Source organism: Caulobacter sp. GW821-FHT10C03 (genome assembly GCF_059415485.1).
Genome location: NZ_JBWKNI010000022.1, coordinates 22,561 through 38,104 on the forward strand (window position 1 = coordinate 22,561; position 15,544 = coordinate 38,104).

The 15,544-nt window shown below is 67.5% G+C and carries 24 protein-coding genes; 5 read left to right on the plus strand and 19 right to left on the minus strand.

The annotated features are described in order from the left end of the window. The first annotated feature begins 278 nt into the window (after positions 1-278). Complete coding sequence (locus AC07NG_RS21695; protein WP_492861704.1) at positions 279-779, plus strand: hypothetical protein; 501 nt, start codon at positions 279-281, stop codon at positions 777-779. Here the strand turns inward: AC07NG_RS21695 and AC07NG_RS21700 are convergent. The 14 genes from AC07NG_RS21700 to AC07NG_RS21765 form a co-directional block, all read right to left on the minus strand. Beyond that, positions 774-2,498, minus strand: coding sequence for a relaxase/mobilization nuclease domain-containing protein (locus AC07NG_RS21700; protein WP_492861705.1), 1,725 nt, complete (start codon positions 2,496-2,498; stop codon positions 774-776). The genes AC07NG_RS21695 and AC07NG_RS21700 overlap by 6 nt on opposite strands. A gap of 196 nt (positions 2,499-2,694) precedes the next feature. Further along, complete coding sequence (locus AC07NG_RS21705; protein WP_492861706.1) at positions 2,695-3,165, minus strand: lytic transglycosylase domain-containing protein; 471 nt, start codon at positions 3,163-3,165, stop codon at positions 2,695-2,697. A 77-nt stretch (positions 3,166-3,242) separates the two neighbouring features. Then, positions 3,243-3,755: a S26 family signal peptidase gene (locus AC07NG_RS21710; RefSeq protein ID WP_492861707.1), complete on the minus strand. Its 513-nt coding sequence runs from the start codon at positions 3,753-3,755 to the stop codon at positions 3,243-3,245. Beyond that, complete coding sequence (locus AC07NG_RS21715) at positions 3,752-4,225, minus strand: DUF2840 domain-containing protein (RefSeq protein WP_492861708.1); 474 nt, start codon at positions 4,223-4,225, stop codon at positions 3,752-3,754. Before AC07NG_RS21715 ends, AC07NG_RS21710 begins: the two co-directional genes overlap by 4 nt. Beyond that, positions 4,222-4,443: a hypothetical protein gene (locus tag AC07NG_RS21720; RefSeq protein ID WP_492861709.1), complete on the minus strand. Its 222-nt coding sequence runs from the start codon at positions 4,441-4,443 to the stop codon at positions 4,222-4,224. Before AC07NG_RS21720 ends, AC07NG_RS21715 begins: the two co-directional genes overlap by 4 nt. Continuing rightward, positions 4,440-5,078, minus strand: a complete 639-nt coding sequence (gene parA, locus AC07NG_RS21725; RefSeq protein WP_492861710.1) for a ParA family partition ATPase — start codon at positions 5,076-5,078, stop codon at positions 4,440-4,442. The genes AC07NG_RS21720 and parA overlap by 4 nt, the downstream gene beginning before the upstream one ends. Continuing rightward, a complete protein-coding gene (locus AC07NG_RS21730) occupies positions 5,075-6,118 on the minus strand; it encodes a replication initiator protein A (protein ID WP_492861711.1) in 1,044 nt (347 codons plus the stop codon). The genes parA and AC07NG_RS21730 overlap by 4 nt, the downstream gene beginning before the upstream one ends. Before the next feature lie 2 nt (positions 6,119-6,120). After that, positions 6,121-6,393, minus strand: a complete 273-nt coding sequence (locus AC07NG_RS21735; protein ID WP_492861712.1) for a helix-turn-helix transcriptional regulator — start codon at positions 6,391-6,393, stop codon at positions 6,121-6,123. 123 nt (positions 6,394-6,516) lie between these two features. Further along, on the minus strand, positions 6,517-6,870 hold the full coding sequence (locus AC07NG_RS21740) for a DUF2285 domain-containing protein (RefSeq protein ID WP_494596298.1): 354 nt from the start codon (positions 6,868-6,870) through the stop codon (positions 6,517-6,519). A gap of 163 nt (positions 6,871-7,033) precedes the next feature. Then, positions 7,034-7,234 (minus strand): transcriptional regulator domain-containing protein, encoded by a 201-nt coding sequence (locus AC07NG_RS21745; RefSeq protein WP_492861714.1) that lies wholly within the window; start codon positions 7,232-7,234, stop codon positions 7,034-7,036. Positions 7,235-7,340: 106 nt separating this feature from the next. Next, positions 7,341-7,607 (minus strand): DNA -binding domain-containing protein, encoded by a 267-nt coding sequence (locus tag AC07NG_RS21750; RefSeq protein WP_492861715.1) that lies wholly within the window; start codon positions 7,605-7,607, stop codon positions 7,341-7,343. Positions 7,608-7,713: 106 nt separating this feature from the next. Beyond that, a complete protein-coding gene (locus AC07NG_RS21755) occupies positions 7,714-8,052 on the minus strand; it encodes a DUF736 domain-containing protein (protein WP_492861716.1) in 339 nt (112 codons plus the stop codon). 245 nt (positions 8,053-8,297) lie between these two features. After that, positions 8,298-8,546: a hypothetical protein gene (locus AC07NG_RS21760; protein WP_492861717.1), complete on the minus strand. Its 249-nt coding sequence runs from the start codon at positions 8,544-8,546 to the stop codon at positions 8,298-8,300. A 203-nt stretch (positions 8,547-8,749) separates the two neighbouring features. Next, positions 8,750-9,325 carry a hypothetical protein gene (locus AC07NG_RS21765; RefSeq protein WP_492861718.1) on the minus strand — a complete coding sequence of 192 codons (576 nt, stop codon included), beginning with the start codon at positions 9,323-9,325 and terminating at the stop codon, positions 8,750-8,752. A gap of 251 nt (positions 9,326-9,576) precedes the next feature. Here AC07NG_RS21765 and AC07NG_RS21770 point away from each other — a divergent pair, with 251 nt between their 5' ends. Beyond that, a complete protein-coding gene (locus AC07NG_RS21770) occupies positions 9,577-9,858 on the plus strand; it encodes a hypothetical protein (protein WP_494596300.1) in 282 nt (93 codons plus the stop codon). A 90-nt stretch (positions 9,859-9,948) separates the two neighbouring features. On the opposite strand, the gene AC07NG_RS21775 is transcribed toward AC07NG_RS21770, so the two are convergent. Continuing rightward, positions 9,949-11,376: a Shedu immune nuclease family protein gene (locus AC07NG_RS21775; protein ID WP_492861720.1), complete on the minus strand. Its 1,428-nt coding sequence runs from the start codon at positions 11,374-11,376 to the stop codon at positions 9,949-9,951. Between the two features lie 42 nt (positions 11,377-11,418). Then, a complete protein-coding gene (locus AC07NG_RS21780) occupies positions 11,419-11,622 on the minus strand; it encodes a hypothetical protein (protein WP_492861721.1) in 204 nt (67 codons plus the stop codon). Positions 11,623-11,838: 216 nt separating this feature from the next. Here AC07NG_RS21780 and AC07NG_RS21785 point away from each other — a divergent pair, with 216 nt between their 5' ends. From AC07NG_RS21785 to AC07NG_RS21795, 3 genes are all read left to right on the plus strand, one after another. Beyond that, a complete protein-coding gene (locus tag AC07NG_RS21785; protein ID WP_492861722.1) occupies positions 11,839-12,321 on the plus strand; it encodes a response regulator in 483 nt (160 codons plus the stop codon). Beyond that, on the plus strand, positions 12,318-12,497 hold the full coding sequence (locus AC07NG_RS21790; protein WP_492861723.1) for a hypothetical protein: 180 nt from the start codon (positions 12,318-12,320) through the stop codon (positions 12,495-12,497). The genes AC07NG_RS21785 and AC07NG_RS21790 overlap by 4 nt, the downstream gene beginning before the upstream one ends. A 113-nt stretch (positions 12,498-12,610) precedes the next feature. Next, positions 12,611-12,745, plus strand: a complete 135-nt coding sequence (locus tag AC07NG_RS21795; RefSeq protein WP_492861724.1) for a hypothetical protein — start codon at positions 12,611-12,613, stop codon at positions 12,743-12,745. A 139-nt stretch (positions 12,746-12,884) separates the two neighbouring features. On the opposite strand, the gene AC07NG_RS21800 is transcribed toward AC07NG_RS21795, so the two are convergent. From AC07NG_RS21800 to AC07NG_RS21810, 3 genes are all read right to left on the minus strand, one after another. Further along, positions 12,885-13,334, minus strand: coding sequence for a helix-turn-helix domain-containing protein (locus AC07NG_RS21800; protein WP_492861725.1), 450 nt, complete (start codon positions 13,332-13,334; stop codon positions 12,885-12,887). Positions 13,335-13,506: 172 nt separating this feature from the next. Then, entirely contained in the window at positions 13,507-14,421 is a 915-nt protein-coding gene (locus tag AC07NG_RS21805) for an ArdC family protein (protein WP_492861726.1), read from the minus strand. Positions 14,422-14,487: 66 nt separating this feature from the next. After that, positions 14,488-14,835: a DUF736 domain-containing protein gene (locus AC07NG_RS21810; RefSeq protein WP_492861727.1), complete on the minus strand. Its 348-nt coding sequence runs from the start codon at positions 14,833-14,835 to the stop codon at positions 14,488-14,490. Positions 14,836-15,544: the final 709 nt, after the last annotated feature.

Here is a 15,544-nt window from a genome sequence, read left to right on the forward strand (position 1 = left end):
ACGCCACGATTACACAAATAGTCGCACAAACGTCATCGTTCAACCGCAAGATATAGAATCTATATTGATCTAGCGCGCAGAATATTTGCGCCTATACGCAAAATCATTGCGCGCGATGATTTGCACTTTACTTGTCTTTGACATAGTGAGCGGAACTGCTCGCGGCGTGCGCGCCGCGATGCTGGCTGAGGCTTAGGCCGCGACCGGACATTGACGGCCATCGCCAATCGCCGGAGCTTTGCTACACCTTCAGGTAGATTGCCTAGGCGTGGGTTGTAATGACGGATGAGGACCCGGACAGCAGAAAACGCGCTCGCCTTCTGTCTCGCGCGCTGAAGGCGGTTCGCGGTGTTCGCAGCAGCGCCAAGTCGCGAGATCTGGCGGCGGCGCTCGGCCTTTCGCTACGAGGCTACCAGCACTTCGAAGCCGGCGGCGGCCAACTCAATATCGACCACGTCCTCAAGTTCGGCGCGGCGCTGGACTGCGACCCCATCGGCGTGCTGACCGCAGTCCAGATCGGCCGACCGGAGTTCGCCGCCTATGTCGCCCAGAATAAGGCGATGATCGCCCTGATGATCACGCTGCAGGAGTTTGTCGAAGACGCCGGGGAGGACATCGCTCGGCTCGAGACCACGACTTTCGTGTCGGCGTACCGGACAATGTTCAAGGACCTCTCGCGCCAGGCCAAGGCCGCGCGGGACCAGAACGACGACTGGATCGCGCAGAACGCCGGGCGGCTGGGCCTGCCCGGCAAGCCGCCCGAGGATGACGACTCATAGACCCAGGCTTCGGTCGCGACCGCGATCGAAGCTCACGCCGCCCCCATCCAGGACGCGACCGACGACGGCGCGCCCCAGGTGCGACTCGAGACTCGGACGCCAAGGCGTCAGGCGAAAGCCCAGGCCATCCTCGATCATGGCGAAGCGACCAGAGGCCAGATCGAGCCGCCGGCGATAGACGCCGTCGAAGGTCTCGCCCGCCGCGGCCTCCGGCCGAGCCGTCAAGCCTGTCTCGTTGGTGATCCGAGCGCGAACGGCGGCCAATTCGCGCTCCTGGAGGGTCGTCAGGAGGCGTCCGGCGAGCATTAAGCGGCCGTCGCGTCGCTCCGCCAGGCCGCGCGCGACCAGAACCTCGATCCGCGCTTCGGCCGCCCTGGCGACCTCGGCGCCAAACCCAGCGTCGCTCCCGCGCTCTTGGCGCAGGATCTGGCGATCGAGCCAGGTCGCGCCTTCGGCCTGGATCTGAGCTTCGAGCGGCAGGTCGCTGCGGGTCGCCAGGGACCGCGACCGGGTCGACGGCGGCGATCTCAGCTCGACGATCGCGCCTGGCCGGGCGTCACCGGTGTCGTCCAGGTCGGCGAAGCCAAGATGATGCTGCCGTCCATCCAAGCCGTCGATGATCGCATAGGCCGAGCCCGTCAATTCGTCGCTCAAGCCCCGCTCGACCAGGCGTCCGGTCACCGACGGGGCCGCTTGGTCGGCGTGGATCAGGAATCGGCCAGGCTCCACGGCTCGCCCCCTGTCGGCCATCGCGCGATGGAGCGTCTTGATGATGTCGCCCCGGATGGACAGATCGCGCAGACGCGCTTCGAGGTCGGGCGCCAGCCGCCAACGCGCCGGCCCGATCGGCTCGGCCAAGCCGAGTTTCTGCAGATGCGCCGCCCGTCCCAGGGCGCGCCGGTTCCTGTCCGGGTCCTCGGCGCCTGGCCGCAGATCCAGCACGCCATCGAGTTTGTCGACCGCCCTGGCCAGGCCGTGATCCAGGCTGGTCCAACGATCAGCGGTAATCTCCTTGTCGAGGGCCTTGGCGACTTCCTGCGCCGTTCGGGGGCCCAGCTCCAGGGCGACGAGGTCTTGGGCGCGCTCACGCAGCCCCTGGGCGAGATAGTCCCCGGCGATCACCAGATCGCGTCCCTCGACCCGGCCGCGAACCAGTACGTGCAGATGCGGGTTGTCGGTGTTCCAGTGGTCGATCGCCACCCAGTCCAGCCGCGCGCCGAGATCTTGCTCGGCCCGCCGCATAAGGTCTCGGGTGAAGCCGCGCAGATCTGACATCAGAGGGGCGTCCTCCGGAGAGATGATGAGGCGGAAGTGGTGGCGGTCGTCCTCGCAACGCGCGGCGAAGGCGGACACGTCCGCATGCTCCCCCATAGCGTCGAACATCGCCGGCCTGGCGCCGTCTCGTGTGACGCCCTCGCGTTCGAGATAGGCGATGTGCCGCGCCAGCGGCGCGGCGCGAAAGCGCCTTCCTCGGTGGCGCACCACCCTGGCCTTGATGATCACCCGCCGGCGACCCGCCGTTCGCCCGACGCCGCGCCCCCCGCCACGCGCCGGACCGCCGCGAGCGGCTGAACGGCCGCGTCGGACGCCCATGCCTGGATCGCTCGCCAGGGCGACGGCCCGCTTGACCTGGCCCAGGAAGGAGCCCGCAGCGGGACCGCCCCGCTCGGCCCGACCGCGTCCCGGCCTGAGAAGAAACTCGTCATCGAACTCGTTCATGGGACGAGCGCCGGCGCTCGCCGCCCTGAAAAGACTGGAAAATTCGCGTGTTGCGCCAGCCGGGACCGGCGAGCGACGGCGCTGCAAACCCAACCCCCGCAACGCCTCGCGGTCACACCGACGGCGGTGCTTTTATCTGGCCGTCGTCTTTGCCTTCTCCACACCGCGCCACAGCTCTCCCGACCGCCACCGTCGCTCATCGCGCCTCTCCGCTGAACAATCCCGTGGGCGGCGACCGCCATCGCACCGACCAGACCGGCGGGAAGAGGCCTGCGGTTCGCCAGTCAGCGGGGTCCGCCGCGCCCTGGACCCGATCGCGCAGCTTGGCGACATAGCGCTCCGTCTCGGCGGGCAGAGGACGGCCGGCCAAGCTCTGTTCATAGCGACCGGGTCCTGCATTGTAGGCGGCCAGGAAACCCTCGCGCCCGTAGCGGTCGAGCAGGCGTCGCAGATAGGCGGCGCCGGCCAGGATGTTGTCGTGGCGATCAAACGGGTCGCCTCCGAGGCCAAGTTCCGACCTGAGCTCCGACCAGGTCGCCGGCATCAATTGCATCAAACCCATCGCCCCGGCCGACGAGACGGCGCGGGGGTCACCGCCGCTTTCGGCCTGGATCACCGCCGCGATGAGGCCGGGGTCCAGTTCGAAGCGCTGAGCGGCGCGAAGCACGGCCGCCTCGTGGGACGCCGCCTGGACTGGCCCCATCGCCACGGCCGCCGCGAGCGCAACCGCAACCAACCGCCGCCTCACGGCTCACCGGCCTTGGCCGCACGCGACCTTGTCCAGATCGGGCGAGCCACGCCGCGCACCGAAGACAGCGGTGTGGGGCCAAGGTAGCGGCCGTCGAAGCTGCCGCGCGCCGGGGACAGGACGAAGATCTCATCGGAGGCCAGACGCCGGCACCCGCGCCATCGCGGCAAGGGCCGCCCCGCGCCGTCATGTCGTCTCGCCGCGACCGGTGCGGCGCCCTCGACCATCACCACGTCCCCCATCCGGCAGACGGATCGCCCAGGCAAGGCGACAACGGGCTTGACCAGGGGCACGCCCCGGGGGAGCCAGCCGCCGCGCGCCAGCCAGTCGGCGGCTTGCGGCGGCGGGTCGAAGGCGACGAAGTCTCCGACGCCGGGCGCCTTCTGGGTGAGGCGATAGAGGCCGACCGGCACGCTTTCGGTGGCGTTCCACAGCAGGCGGGGCGCAGAGGGGCGCCAGGCCAGGAGCAGGCAGGCCGCGCCGCCAAGGACGATGGCCGCCCGCCTCATCGTCCGGCCTTCCGCCGCAGAAGCCAGGCGCGATGACGTGCTCGATCATAGGCGCTTGGCGCCAGCCCCGCCTGCAGCCGGTTTTGAACGTGGCTCCAGTAGCTCGGCGCGATCCGCTCGGGCGCGTATCCGGCGGCTTCGACCGCGTCGATGACGGCGAGTCCTCGCTGGACGAGGGACCAGCCCCTAAACGCCGCCAAGACCTCGGCGCCGGGCCGGACGCCTGGACGGGTTGTGAAGGCCTGGCCCGGCGCGACGGCGCGCAGGATGTCGAGCTCGGACCGGGTGGTGCCGTAGTCGCCGCCCGTCCACCGGATGAAGGCGAAGATCGCGCCCGGCTCCAGTCGCACAGTCCGTCGGCGTCGGTCGTGGCGGACCTCGCTGCGCACCGCGCCGAAGCGAAGCCAGCGCTCGATCCGCGCCGGCCACCAGATCAGCTCGACCTCGGTCATGGGGAGCGATGCGTTCATGCTTCCGTCTCCGGGAATTCGCGATCGAAGAGATCGCGCACCATCTCCGCGACGGTCTGGCCGCGACCGAAGGCGGCGATCTTGATGCGCGCCCGGCAAGCGGGGGTGACGTCGATTGTCAGTCGCGCCGTGTAGGCCGAGGCGCGCAGAGGCTCGTCGGCGGCCTTGATCCAGGCCTCGGCGGCGGGCGGGCGGGCGGCGAAGGATCGATCCGTCATGGCGCGATGCTTTCGATCTCAGCGGCGACCGCCCGGACGTCCCGCGCGGCCAGGCCGTCGGGATCGAGCTCGGTGACGACCCGTCCTGTTTGCATGGCCTGGGCGAAGGCGACCCTTTGGCCCACGACATGCTCCAGGGCGAACGGCTCCTCGCGCGCCAGGGCCGTGGTGGTTTCCCGGGCGATCACCGTGCGCGCGAGGCGGCGGTTGATCAGGAAGCGGGCCCGCAACTGCGGTCGGTAGATCCTGGCCTCGGCGATCAGCCGCAGCATTTCAGCCGAGGCCCAGCCGTCCAGGGGCGAGGGCTGGACCGGCACCAGGACAAGGTCCGCCGCCAGAAGGGCCGATCGCATCAGGGCCGCCACCCGTGGCGGGCCGTCGATGATCAGATGATCGGTCTGACTGGCGAGACCTGGCGCCTCCTGGTGGAGGGTCTCCCGGGGCAGGCCAATAACGCCAAAGGCGCGCGGCAGGCCGGCATGATGTCGCGCCTGCGCCCAGTCCAAGGCCGAGGCCTGGGGATCGGCGTCGATCAGGGTCACGCGCCGTCCTTGGCCGGCCCAGTAGCCGGCCAGACTGATCGCCAGCGTGGTCTTGCCAACGCCGCCTTTCTGATTGAGGAGCGCGATGATCATGACCGGCCGCCTCGGCCGCCGCGCGCATCACCCCCGGCCGACAAAGAGTTAGAGTCTGGGTTAGATTCCAAGTTACGCGGCGCGGGAGGCCCTATGATGTAAGGGTTTGAGCGCAAGTCGCGCGCCTGATGTCCCGAGCCCTCTGCGCCCGATCTCACGATAGCCGCTGCGCCCGATCTCACGACCCCGTCCACAGGCTCGCCCAGAGCGATCTCCACGACAGCGGGCACGATGCGCAAGCGCTCGGGTCCGTGCGTGCGATCCAGCGACAGGTGGTACCCGGGCAAGGGCTGGCGGGCTACGATCCGGCGGATGTCCAGGGCGAAATCCGACGGGCGGGCCAGGCTGCCCGACTTGTGGTGCAGGTGAGAGAGCTCGAAGACCCAGCCCCGCACCTGGCGGCCGGCGTGCTTGCGCGCCACGCGGTAGAGCCAGCGCTCTATCCCGCCCGTCAGGCGGAAGTAGGCCGGATCGATGGTCAGCACCAACGACCGATCGACCACGCCGCGATAGAACCAGTCGGGCAGGACAATCTCCACCCCCTCGACGCGTCCGTCGCGGGTCGAGCGCTCCTCCCATTCGTTGATCCAGGAGAACTGCTGGCGTCGCCAGTGCTCACCCTGGCGGATCGTGGTGGCCACGACCGTCGACTGCAGCCGGCGCAGGGCCGCCTTGAACAGCCGGTACTCGGTGGCGCCGGTCGCACGTCCGACGCCCGTCAACAGCTGATAGGGGGTGAACTGCATCCGCCGCGAGGTCCGCAGGCCATGGTTCTCGGCATCGACGATCTGCGAGGCCGCCCATATCAGCACATCGGCGTCCCAGATCGTGGCCATCCCGTGCTCGGGCAGGCCGTGCACCTGAACCTCGACCTCTCCGGCCCGGTAGAGGATCGGGCGCACTCGTCGAGACTTCGACAGCGAAAAGAACGGACGCTCCATCAGGTCGCGTTGATCGCGCGGACTGGCGTCGCCCGTCACGACAATGAAGGGATCGAGCCGCTCACGCGGACGGATCGGAAAGTTCGGCTGCCGGCCCATGCTCAGAGCGCGCTCGTCGTCGAGACCGGGGCGTGACGCTTGGCCGGAAGGACATCACCCACGCCAGGATCGGTGGTCGAGGTCTTGGCGCCGCGGTCGGCCCAGGCCTGAAGGTCATCGATGGCGTAGACGACGCGACCACCGAGTTTTCGATAGGCCGGCCCCGTCCCGTAGGTGCGGTGTTTTTCGAGGGTGCGATGCGACAGACCAAGATAGGCGGCCGCCTGCTGCGTGCGAACGAAGCGCGGCGCGCCGGCGGCGGGCGTGGCGGACATGAGCGGACTCCCTGGTTTCGCGGCGAAGGCCCGGATGACCCCGCGCGGACTGGGGCAAAGCTGGCGGGTCCGTGCGGTGCGGAGGGAGTGCGAAGACGGGGATGCGATTTTCGCACCCCCTGGTCAGAGGAGCAGGGAGCGGTAGCCGCCGCCGACCAGGGCCGCGCCGTCGCGGGCCAGCCGCATCGTCGCGTCGCGCAGCGACGATGACTTCCACGGCGCCGCCGCGACGCGGGCGTCGCCATAGAGCGCGATGGCGATGTCGCGATAGGCGGCTCCGCCACGTCGGCCATCGACCGCGCGGAGCATCGCCTTCAGGCGACGGCGTCGCGGTCGGGTGAGCGGATCAGGTCGAGGCGAACCGCCTTCGAGCCGTCGCCAAAACCCCGCCAGCGCCTCCAGGCGGTTGGGCAGGGTGGCGTCCAGCGGCAACACCGCCGCCAGGGGCGACTGCGGCTCGTCGGGGCCCAAGAGCAACAACCGGCTTCGGCCCGGACCAGCTCCCGTCGACCACCAATGCTCGCCGGACGCCGATGCGTCGGGAGGCCGCAAGGCCAGGCCGACGTTCGTGGGCCAAGCCGTCAGCAGGATCAGGCCGGCGTCCGCCTCGGCGCGCCAACGCACGTCCGCGCGAGGGGCTTCAAGCGAAGGATCGACGGGGAAATCGCAACCCCCAGCGCGCTGTCCAGTCCGTCCCGCCGGGGGAATCCGGCGCGGCCTGGAAGTCCTTCTGGTAGTCGGGATTGCGACGAAGATATTCCCAGGCCAGATCGGCGGCTGAAAGTTCGTCCAGATAGTCGTAGGCTTCTACGGACCGCCACCGAGACGCGTCTGGCGACATAAGCAACTCCGGCAAGGCTCACTCAGAGATTGAGCGTCGCAGGTTGTTCCGTACCCAGAAGGGCGGGGTAGACCGAACCGTGCGGACAGGCGATGCCGCGCCGGCATCACCTCGGCGGGCCGCCCCCCAGCAGATCGCGATAGCCCGTCTGGGCCATCCAGCGCGCGCGCCTCAGATGCTCGTCGTGAATCCGGCGCGCCCGGGCGGGATCGGCGACGACGTCGAGTCCCAAAATCACGGACGCCGCCTCACGCCAGTCGGCGCGGGCGGCGGCGGCGTCCAACAGGCGCAAATAGGCCTGAAGGTGGGCGCGGTCGTAGTCGGTGACCTGCGGGTCGCAGATCGGCGTATCTCGAAGATCACCGTGGTCCATCGGGCCTCGCACTCCCGGCCGGGGCGTCACCCTACTGGAAAACGCCTGGGAGGGGATGGCTCCCGCATGTCATCGGGCGATGCGTCTGCGGCATCGCCCTGATGGTTTAGCCTGGCGCGCGGGGGCGGGGCTCCTCGCGCGGCTTGTCGTCCGGCTTGCGGATCCAGCTGAGCGCATAGGGTTCCTCGCCGGCCATGAGCCGAGCGTCGAGCGGCTCGGACCAGGTGGGATCGTCGAGCTTGAGATTGAGGATCGCCCCGCTGGCCGCGTCGTTTGGGCGCCACGCCGCGCCGCATTCGACGTCCCCGACATAGGCGCGAAACTCCGGCGCACGCGCCGAGAGCTTATCCACCGGAGTGAGGCGGACAGTGGCGTCCAGCTGCAGGGTCGTGAGGCGGCCGACGAAGCCTTCGCCGTCGCGCCGGAAATAGCCGATCGTGGTCATGTTGGATCCTTTCGCAGGAGGTCGCGGCGACGGATCCGGCATGGGTGGGGGACGGGCCGGATCGCGTCGCCGCTCGCCCGATGAGGCGATCGCGAGGCCCTCGACCGAATGGCGGATCGGCCCGCGCCATGACGATGAGCGCCCTGATCGCGCTCTCGCAAGAGGCGTCGGACGCCGATCGCGCAAAGACAGGCGCTGGCGTATCCTGGCGTAGGACCCGCCATGGGCTCGCAGCGGACAACACGCTAGGCAGGCGGTTCGCCACCGGGCGGCTCCACACGCCGGATTGCCCGCCAGTAGGGCCAGGGTACGCCGCTGACCTGTTCGACCTCGAACCAGGCTTCTTCTCCATCGAAGTCGGGTACGCGCTCGCGGTCGATGAAGCTGTTGCGACGGCGCTCGGCCCGCCGCGTGCCGCCCTCGAAGGTGAACATGAGGGTCTTGCCATGCCCCTCGCCCCCAAACTGGCGCACGCGGGTGAGCTTGACGACCATCCTGTGGATGACTCGGTCCGGTCTTGAGGCGTGCGTCGTCGCGCGCTTTTTGACGCGTGGGGGCGGCATGGCGATCTCCTTGTTCGCTAAATGTTCTCATCCCGTCTCGCGGCGGAGTCAACGGGATCGTCCTCGGATCGAGACTTGTTCGACGACCAAGGCTCGCATCGCTTCGAAGGTATTCGGCGAATTGGCGCTGACTCTCAGCGCGTGTTGGCGCCGAACACTTCCTCGATCATCGCCCTCATGAAGGTCGCGCCCGTCTGCGCCAGCGCGATCGGCGCCGGCGGATCACCGATGTCGTAGGCGAAGGCGTCTGGCACGGGCAGAGGCTTTCGGCCGCCGATCGGACGAAGGCGGATCGACTCTGGGAAGAAGGCCAGAACGGGCGGCGGATCAGCGGTCTTGGGGATCAGGGCGAGGTCGGGCAGCAGCGCGCCTGGGCGAGTTCCGAGGATTTCCACATCGTAGCCGCCGAGCGCTCCCAGTGCGATGGCGGCCTCGGACTTCTCGACGACTTCCAGCAATGTGTGGCTGTCGGCGTTGCGCGCCATGTGCAGGTAGTTGAGCGCGGGGTCCGCCTGAGCCCGCGACTTCCACGGGCGGTAGACGCCCCGAGCCTGACGCCCGCCCGCCGCATCACATAACTCCAGCGCCTGATACCAATAGACCAGGAAGTCACTCCAGTGGCGTTCTGCGTCCTCGAAGGTTTCCGAGGCTTCCAGGCCGGCGAGCGCGGTCTCGACCCGCTTGGCCTTGATGACGATCGCCCGGCTCATCGCCCCTCCTACCCGCCGCGCCGCCCGCTGAGCCTATGCCTGCCTAAACAGAAGAGACGACGCAGATCGACACCTGGATCGACAACACTACTTATCTTTATTTCGAAAATCTTGACACGCGCAGCAATATACTGTAGAGTCCCGTTTCAAGTCGCGGCTCGCCGGACTTGTTCCCCGAAAACCTATCTCTCGGCGTCGAACCCCGACGCGTCACCGAGGAGAAATCTCTATGTATAAGGACCTCTACACCTATGACCCTCCCTACCAACCTGCCTGACGTCATCAACGCCATCGCCTTCTTGGCCTTCGTTCTCGGCGTCGTGTTCTTCGTGCTCCCTGCCATCGCCAAGCCGCTCAGCAAGGCGCAGAAGGCGGCCCTATCCTTCACGTTTGCCAGCGGAGCGGCCTTCACCCTTTCGGTGGACGCACCGAACATGGCGATGACGCCGCAGAGCGCGCCGCCGCCGATCACCGCGCCGGCCACGTCTCAGACGTCACTGTCATCGCCGTCATCTCCTCCTCCCGCGATCTAGTCGGCGACACTCGGCCTTGACCGACGCGCCTGGCGTTCGCCCGTGCGGTCTTCCGCTCGGGGCGCCTTCGCGCGTCGGTCGCGTCCAAGGCTAATCCTCGGCAAGCTCGATCTCATCCTCGCCGTGATCATCCGGCTCGGTCGGCGGCGAAAGAAATTCAAGCAGGCCTCGCAGCTTGGCCAGAAGCTCCTCGTAGGTGACGATGATCACGTCGTTGAGGCCGTTGCGGAAAAGCTCCAGCGACTTCAGCTGAGCCGGGTCTGCTGGAAGCGCGCCGGCGATGACCAGGCACTTCACGGCATAGACCTGACGGTCGGTCTGACGCGAGGTGAACTGCAAAAGCGGCAAGCTCAGCGCCAGTTGGTAGCGTTGATCGAGAACTTGCGTCACCGCGCCCGCCAACTCAGGCGATGGCGGAAACACCCCGCCGCGATACTCGGCGCCAAGGAGCCGCGTCCCGGGCTTCTTGATCTCGACCAGGGCGATGTTCTCGGTCAGCCCATTGCGCGCCATGAAGTCGGCGATCTTCTCGCCGCCGCCGGAAAAGGTTCGCCCGCCCACGGAAACCCGCTCGCCAATCACGGCGATCGGCAGGCTGAACGCTAGGTTCAACACGAAGGGGTGCTCAAGGAAAAAGGCCTGCCAATCGGCCTCGCTGAGCGGCTTGGCGATCATCGTCGTCATGCGCGCGATCAGCGTTTCCAGCGTGACCACCTCCAGCTCGCGCCGCAGCTCCATCAGGGCGGCCGGTTCGTGTTCCGCCAGATCCTGCTTGGCCGCCGAGACCAACTTGATCGCCGCCATCTTGTCGGCTGGCGACAGGCGATCGGCCGCGACCGAACCCCCGACCGTCTTGAAGATGGTGTCCTTCCGGTAGGGCCGCTGCGCCTCGGGGAAGCGTTGGGGCAGGATGGCGGTCAGCAGGCTATTGTGCGCCAGAACCACCTTATCGGTGCTCGCCGACGCCAAGGCCTGGCTGTGGATCCGCCCCAGCCCCAGGCGCACGGCCTCGAAGTCTCCATAGGTCAGGACGTAATCCTTTCCCGAAAGTCCCGACCCTCGGGTGCGGCTGACCACGAGCGTGTCGACCTCGGGTATCTTCTCGACGGCCGCGATGATGTAGCGGATGTCCTTGAGCAGCCCCAGGCCATACTCTGGATCACGAATGAAGCCGGCGGGAAGTCCGGCGAGCGCCGGCTCCGGTCCGTCCTGCTCGAAGACCTCGGCCAGCCCGAACCCTTCCAAGGTGATGGCGCGTATCCGGCTGTACTTGGGCCCCAGAAAGTTCCCGCGCCCCGGCAGCGTCCCGTGCGGCCTGACCGTAAATTTGTCGGCGGCGACCTCGACCTCGATCAGGCTGATCAGGGCCGTTTCCTTGGTGACTGAGACGCCATAGGCCTGGGCGTCCTCGACGCGCGCGTCCGACAGCCGGTAGGTGGCCGAATAGTCTCCTTCCTCATCGGTGAACGTCAGGAATTCGCCTTTCGGCGCCTGGATATCGGCGAACCGGCTGGGCATCGATCAGGCTCCGGATGTGGACAGGCGCTGAGCCAAGCCGTGTCAGAAAACGCCAGCCTTAAGCTTCTCGACGTGATCGAGCGTCTCATCCACGGCGAGGATCGCGCGAAGCTTGGCCTCTTCGAGGCTGCTGCGCCAGTGCGGGATGGCCGGGTCATAACCGTTAGGCCCGTCACCGATGTAGCGGGCATGGACCTGCCACCGTCCTTTGGACTGCGGCGTGATCGTCAGCCGGACCTGCTGCACCTCGGCCGCCAGCCCGCCACCATCGCGCCATCACCAAGGGTGGGTGGCCCTATACCCCCGCCCCTCCGCCCACGTGGGGCTCGCGCCAATACAAGCTATCTTTCAAATAGTGTTGTAATGATGTCTGGATCAGGAATTTATTACGAGCCGCAATCGAGGCGATCCTGAAACAATTGTTCACCCTATGGGTTTGCCTATCTCATAGGAATTCAGAAAATGGCCCGCGATTGCATCTTGTATGTCGAAGATGATCTGTTGTGTAGCTTAGAAAATTCGGAAGTTATTCGAGAGAGTGGATTCGACGTGGTCGAAGCCTGTAGCGCTGCCGAGGCGGCGGCGGTGATCGATCGGCACGATCCCCTCGCGGCCCTGGTGACGGACATCGATCTCGGCGACGGCGCCGATGGTTTCGAGGTCGCGCGTCATGCCCGTTCCGCCTATCCGGGCCTTCCGATCATCTATGTTTCAGCGGCGGCGGCGGCCCGCATTTCGCTGGAAGGTCTCAAAGGCGCGGACTTCATCGCCAAGCCTTTCCACGCCCAGCAGATCATCGCCGCCCTGCATCGCATCGTTCAGACGGAGACCATCCTGTCCATGCTCGACGCGGCCACTCCGAACGGGGTTTGGGCCAGGGTGACCAACACGCCGCCGAACCCGCCCGCCGACAAGACCCAGGCGATGACGGAGACCCTGCCGTGATCGTTCACGTCACCTTCGCGGAAGGCCAGGTCATGCTCGCGGACTGCCGGCTGCAGCTGGGATGCTATGGCGAGGTCAACGCCTTGGTCCGGGCCGCGTGCGATCAATTCCACGCCAAGAATCCGGACAGATCACTCTTCGACGGTGTGACCGTCACGTTTCAGCGGGCCGTGTGAGATGGCTCTGCGGAAGCTCTATCCACCGGCTGTAATGGAGCGCAGTTATGCCAGGCCCTGGTGAGCAGATGATCATGCGAACTTCGAACGAGTGTCGCGCCATGGCGTGTGAGATGGAGCGCAAGGCCGAAAGCTGTCCCACCTGTGAGTTGCAGACCGAATTCCTCGACCTGGCGAAAACCTGGCGGGGCATCGCCTTGATGGCGGCGTGGCAAGACGCAGCCGAGCGGCATGTCTGGCTGGGCTAGACGAGGTCCCCACGATCAACAGGTCTAACCTTCGCACCCGCCTTTGCGGGCAAGCTCGCGGCTTGGCCCATATGGCGATGCCAACTAGATATCGGAACGAACAGCGCCCGCGCCGCGGCTGAAATGCCTCCCCCGGCGCCTAGGAGGCGTTCGGCGAAACGGCCTCATCGGCCATCGCGCGCACGAGGTCGAGAACCTGCCGGCGGATGCGGGCCCGGCCGATCTTCGGGAACGTCTCGGCCAATTCCATCCCCTCGGGCATGTTCAGAAAGTCCGTGACGATACGATCGGCGGCGGCGCCGACGACGTCGCGCTCGCTCGTCACCGGGTCGGCGAGCCCGTCGAAGAAGAATGAGATGGGCGCCTGCAGCGCCCTGGCGATCTCATAGAGCTTCGATGCGCTCACCCGGTTGGCGCCGCGCTCGTATTTTTGGACTTGCTGGAAGGTCAGTTTGAGCGCGTCGGCCAGGTGCTCTTGGCTGAGGCCCAACATCTTCCGGCGCATGCGCACGCGCGCCCCGACGTGAAGGTCGACCAGGTTCGGTGTTCTAGCTTCGGGGATCGCGGTCACGACATCTCCACGGCCCATCCGCCGGTTGGCGGCGAGCCCTCAAGTTCGGCCATGGGAGAAGCGCTTTCTCATCGCCAAGACAAGCGTGTTCCCCTAACGCGACACGGTTATCGCGACATCGACCATGCAGCGCGCGCCGAACCCCTGGGCACGGCCCAATAGGCCGGCGGCGGGGCCGCCGGCCACAGGGTCAACCTGCCGAAGACAAGGCCTTCAGGTAGTCGACGGCCTTCTGGGCATGGGCGGCGGCGGTGAAGATCGCCCGCATGTCGCCACCCAGCACGCCAAGCCATGCGCCGATATAGGCGGCGTGATCGGGTCGAGGCGCCAGATCAATGCCGAGTTCGGCGCAGAGGAAGGCCGCGCCAAGCTCGGCCACGAGTTCCTCTCGGGCGTAGCCTTCGTCGCCGAAGGTCTTGCGGCCAAGATCGCGGTCGAGCCGCGAAGGGTGTCGCGTCCAGTGCACGGTCTCGTGGCTTCGGGTGGCGTAGTAGTCGTGAGGGGTGGCGAAGGCCCCGAACACCGGCAGGCGGATGCGGTCCGCGACGAGATCGTAGCAGGCCATCTCGCCGCCGTGGACGACCTCAGCCTTGGTGGCGGCCAGGAAGGCGTCGGCCTGGGCGATGCGCTCGCTTTCCGGCAGGGTCGGCGGCGTGGCCTTGAAACGATCCGCAAGCCCGTCGATCTGCTCGACGTTGAAGACCGTATAGGCCTTCAGGAACGGGATCGACCGCTCGACATCCTCGCCCTGGTCGTTGGTCTCCTGGCGCGTGACGCGGTTGGCGTAGACGACCATGGTCCCCTTCTCGCCCTTGCGCACCGCTCCGCCCAGTTCCAAGGCTTGACGGAAGGTCATCCAGATGGGGGCGGCGTAGCCGCGTTCGACGGCCGCGCCCCACAGCACCAGGGTGTTGATGCCTGAGTAGGGCTCGAAGCTGTGGCGTAGGGGCCTCGAGACAGGACCGGCGGCGTGGCCGCTCGTCCAGGGCTTGGTCCAGGGCGTCACGCCCTTGGCGAGGTCGGCGAGAATCTGATCGGTGATGGTCGAATAGAGGTCTTGGCGGGTCGCGCCGTCCTGGCGCGAAGGGGTTTGGGCGCGCGTCATGGCCGCCTCCTTGCGAATGACGGGAAGGGGACGCCCCGCCGCCACAGGCGGCGGGGCGTGGCGAGATCAGTCCTCGGCGTCGGGCTCGGCGCTCGGGCGGGCCTCGCCCTTGCGAACCGGACGGGACCAGACGAGGTCGAAGCCGTCCTCGGACGGGAACAGGCGGGCGCTGATCGGGTCGGGGAAGCTCGGGTCGTCGAGGCTGACCGACAGGAAATCGACACCCTTCTTGGAGGTGTATTTCCAGGCCGCGCCGATATCGGCGCCCTCCGAGTAGATGCGATAGACCGGTTGGTCCTTGGCCGGGTCGCCGTCGATCGCCTTGAAGACGACCTTGGGAACGAAGAGCTTGAGGCTGCGGATGGAGCCGACGAAGCCGTCCGACGTGGCCTTGAACGTGCCGATGCGAGCCATGGGATAGTCCTTTCGCTTCTTCGGGCCGCGACCATCGCGGCCTCGATGGCGCGCCGAAGACCGGGGATGGGCGAGGACGGCAGGCCGCTCCCGGCCGACAGGCAGGGCGGCCCCGCAGCGCAGCGGAGGACCGCCAGGGGCGGGTTTGTTGCCTCGCGAGGAAGGCGCGCCGGAACCCATCGGGTGGAGACGGCGCCGGGGAAGAAACCCTGGCCCCAAGGTTGCCCGACGACCCCGCCTCGGTCCGGTTGCAGCCAGGAGAGGCCGCAGCGGTTGCGATCCGACCGAAGGGAAAGGCCTGTGCCGGGGTTCGCCCTCGGCGCGTTCCAGGCCGCGTCGGATGGCGGCGGCGGCGTCCGCGCCGAAGACGCGCGCGCCCCGAGGTCGTCATCAGGACGGTCGACGGCGACCCGGCCAAGGACCAACCGGTCCATCGCATCTACTCCGAGAACGCCGCTGTCGCGCTCCCTTGAATACGCCCCATGGAGGCCTGTCGCTTTCCTGCCGGTCAGCCTCGACGGCCCGAGCTTTCCCGACCCGATCCGCGCCCGCCTGCTCCCGCCGTGACCGGGATCAGGCGAGGACTGCGTTCCGGCGGTCCGCAAGGGCGAGGCCCGCTCGCGCGTCGAGCCCGACGCCGAGACCTGATCTCCTCGCGCCCCGCCGCCTGTGGCGGCGGGGCATCCCCTTCCCTTCAGTCGCAAGGCGG

What these genes read in the sequence shown, in the direction of transcription:
- AC07NG_RS21695 (WP_492861704.1), top strand. Translation starts at nt 279, where the DNA reads ATGACGGATGAGGACCCGGACAGCAGAAAACGCGCTCGCCTTCTGTCT.
- AC07NG_RS21700 (WP_492861705.1), bottom strand. Translation starts at nt 2,498, where the DNA reads ATGAACGAGTTCGATGACGAGTTTCTTCTCAGGCCGGGACGCGGTCGG.
- AC07NG_RS21710 (WP_492861707.1), bottom strand. Translation starts at nt 3,755, where the DNA reads ATGAGGCGGGCGGCCATCGTCCTTGGCGGCGCGGCCTGCCTGCTCCTG.
- AC07NG_RS21715 (WP_492861708.1), bottom strand. Translation starts at nt 4,225, where the DNA reads ATGAACGCATCGCTCCCCATGACCGAGGTCGAGCTGATCTGGTGGCCG.
- AC07NG_RS21720 (WP_492861709.1), bottom strand. Translation starts at nt 4,443, where the DNA reads ATGACGGATCGATCCTTCGCCGCCCGCCCGCCCGCCGCCGAGGCCTGG.
- parA (WP_492861710.1), bottom strand. Translation starts at nt 5,078, where the DNA reads ATGATCATCGCGCTCCTCAATCAGAAAGGCGGCGTTGGCAAGACCACG.
- AC07NG_RS21730 (WP_492861711.1), bottom strand. Translation starts at nt 6,118, where the DNA reads ATGGGCCGGCAGCCGAACTTTCCGATCCGTCCGCGTGAGCGGCTCGAT.
- AC07NG_RS21735 (WP_492861712.1), bottom strand. Translation starts at nt 6,393, where the DNA reads ATGTCCGCCACGCCCGCCGCCGGCGCGCCGCGCTTCGTTCGCACGCAG.
- AC07NG_RS21745 (WP_492861714.1), bottom strand. Translation starts at nt 7,234, where the DNA reads ATGTCGCCAGACGCGTCTCGGTGGCGGTCCGTAGAAGCCTACGACTAT.
- AC07NG_RS21750 (WP_492861715.1), bottom strand. Translation starts at nt 7,607, where the DNA reads ATGGACCACGGTGATCTTCGAGATACGCCGATCTGCGACCCGCAGGTC.
- AC07NG_RS21755 (WP_492861716.1), bottom strand. Translation starts at nt 8,052, where the DNA reads ATGACCACGATCGGCTATTTCCGGCGCGACGGCGAAGGCTTCGTCGGC.
- AC07NG_RS21760 (WP_492861717.1), bottom strand. Translation starts at nt 8,546, where the DNA reads ATGGTCGTCAAGCTCACCCGCGTGCGCCAGTTTGGGGGCGAGGGGCAT.
- AC07NG_RS21765 (WP_492861718.1), bottom strand. Translation starts at nt 9,325, where the DNA reads ATGAGCCGGGCGATCGTCATCAAGGCCAAGCGGGTCGAGACCGCGCTC.
- AC07NG_RS21770 (WP_494596300.1), top strand. Translation starts at nt 9,577, where the DNA reads ATGACCCTCCCTACCAACCTGCCTGACGTCATCAACGCCATCGCCTTC.
- AC07NG_RS21775 (WP_492861720.1), bottom strand. Translation starts at nt 11,376, where the DNA reads ATGCCCAGCCGGTTCGCCGATATCCAGGCGCCGAAAGGCGAATTCCTG.
- AC07NG_RS21785 (WP_492861722.1), top strand. Translation starts at nt 11,839, where the DNA reads ATGGCCCGCGATTGCATCTTGTATGTCGAAGATGATCTGTTGTGTAGC.
- AC07NG_RS21795 (WP_492861724.1), top strand. Translation starts at nt 12,611, where the DNA reads ATGGAGCGCAAGGCCGAAAGCTGTCCCACCTGTGAGTTGCAGACCGAA.
- AC07NG_RS21800 (WP_492861725.1), bottom strand. Translation starts at nt 13,334, where the DNA reads ATGGGCCGTGGAGATGTCGTGACCGCGATCCCCGAAGCTAGAACACCG.
- AC07NG_RS21805 (WP_492861726.1), bottom strand. Translation starts at nt 14,421, where the DNA reads ATGACGCGCGCCCAAACCCCTTCGCGCCAGGACGGCGCGACCCGCCAA.
- AC07NG_RS21810 (WP_492861727.1), bottom strand. Translation starts at nt 14,835, where the DNA reads ATGGCTCGCATCGGCACGTTCAAGGCCACGTCGGACGGCTTCGTCGGC.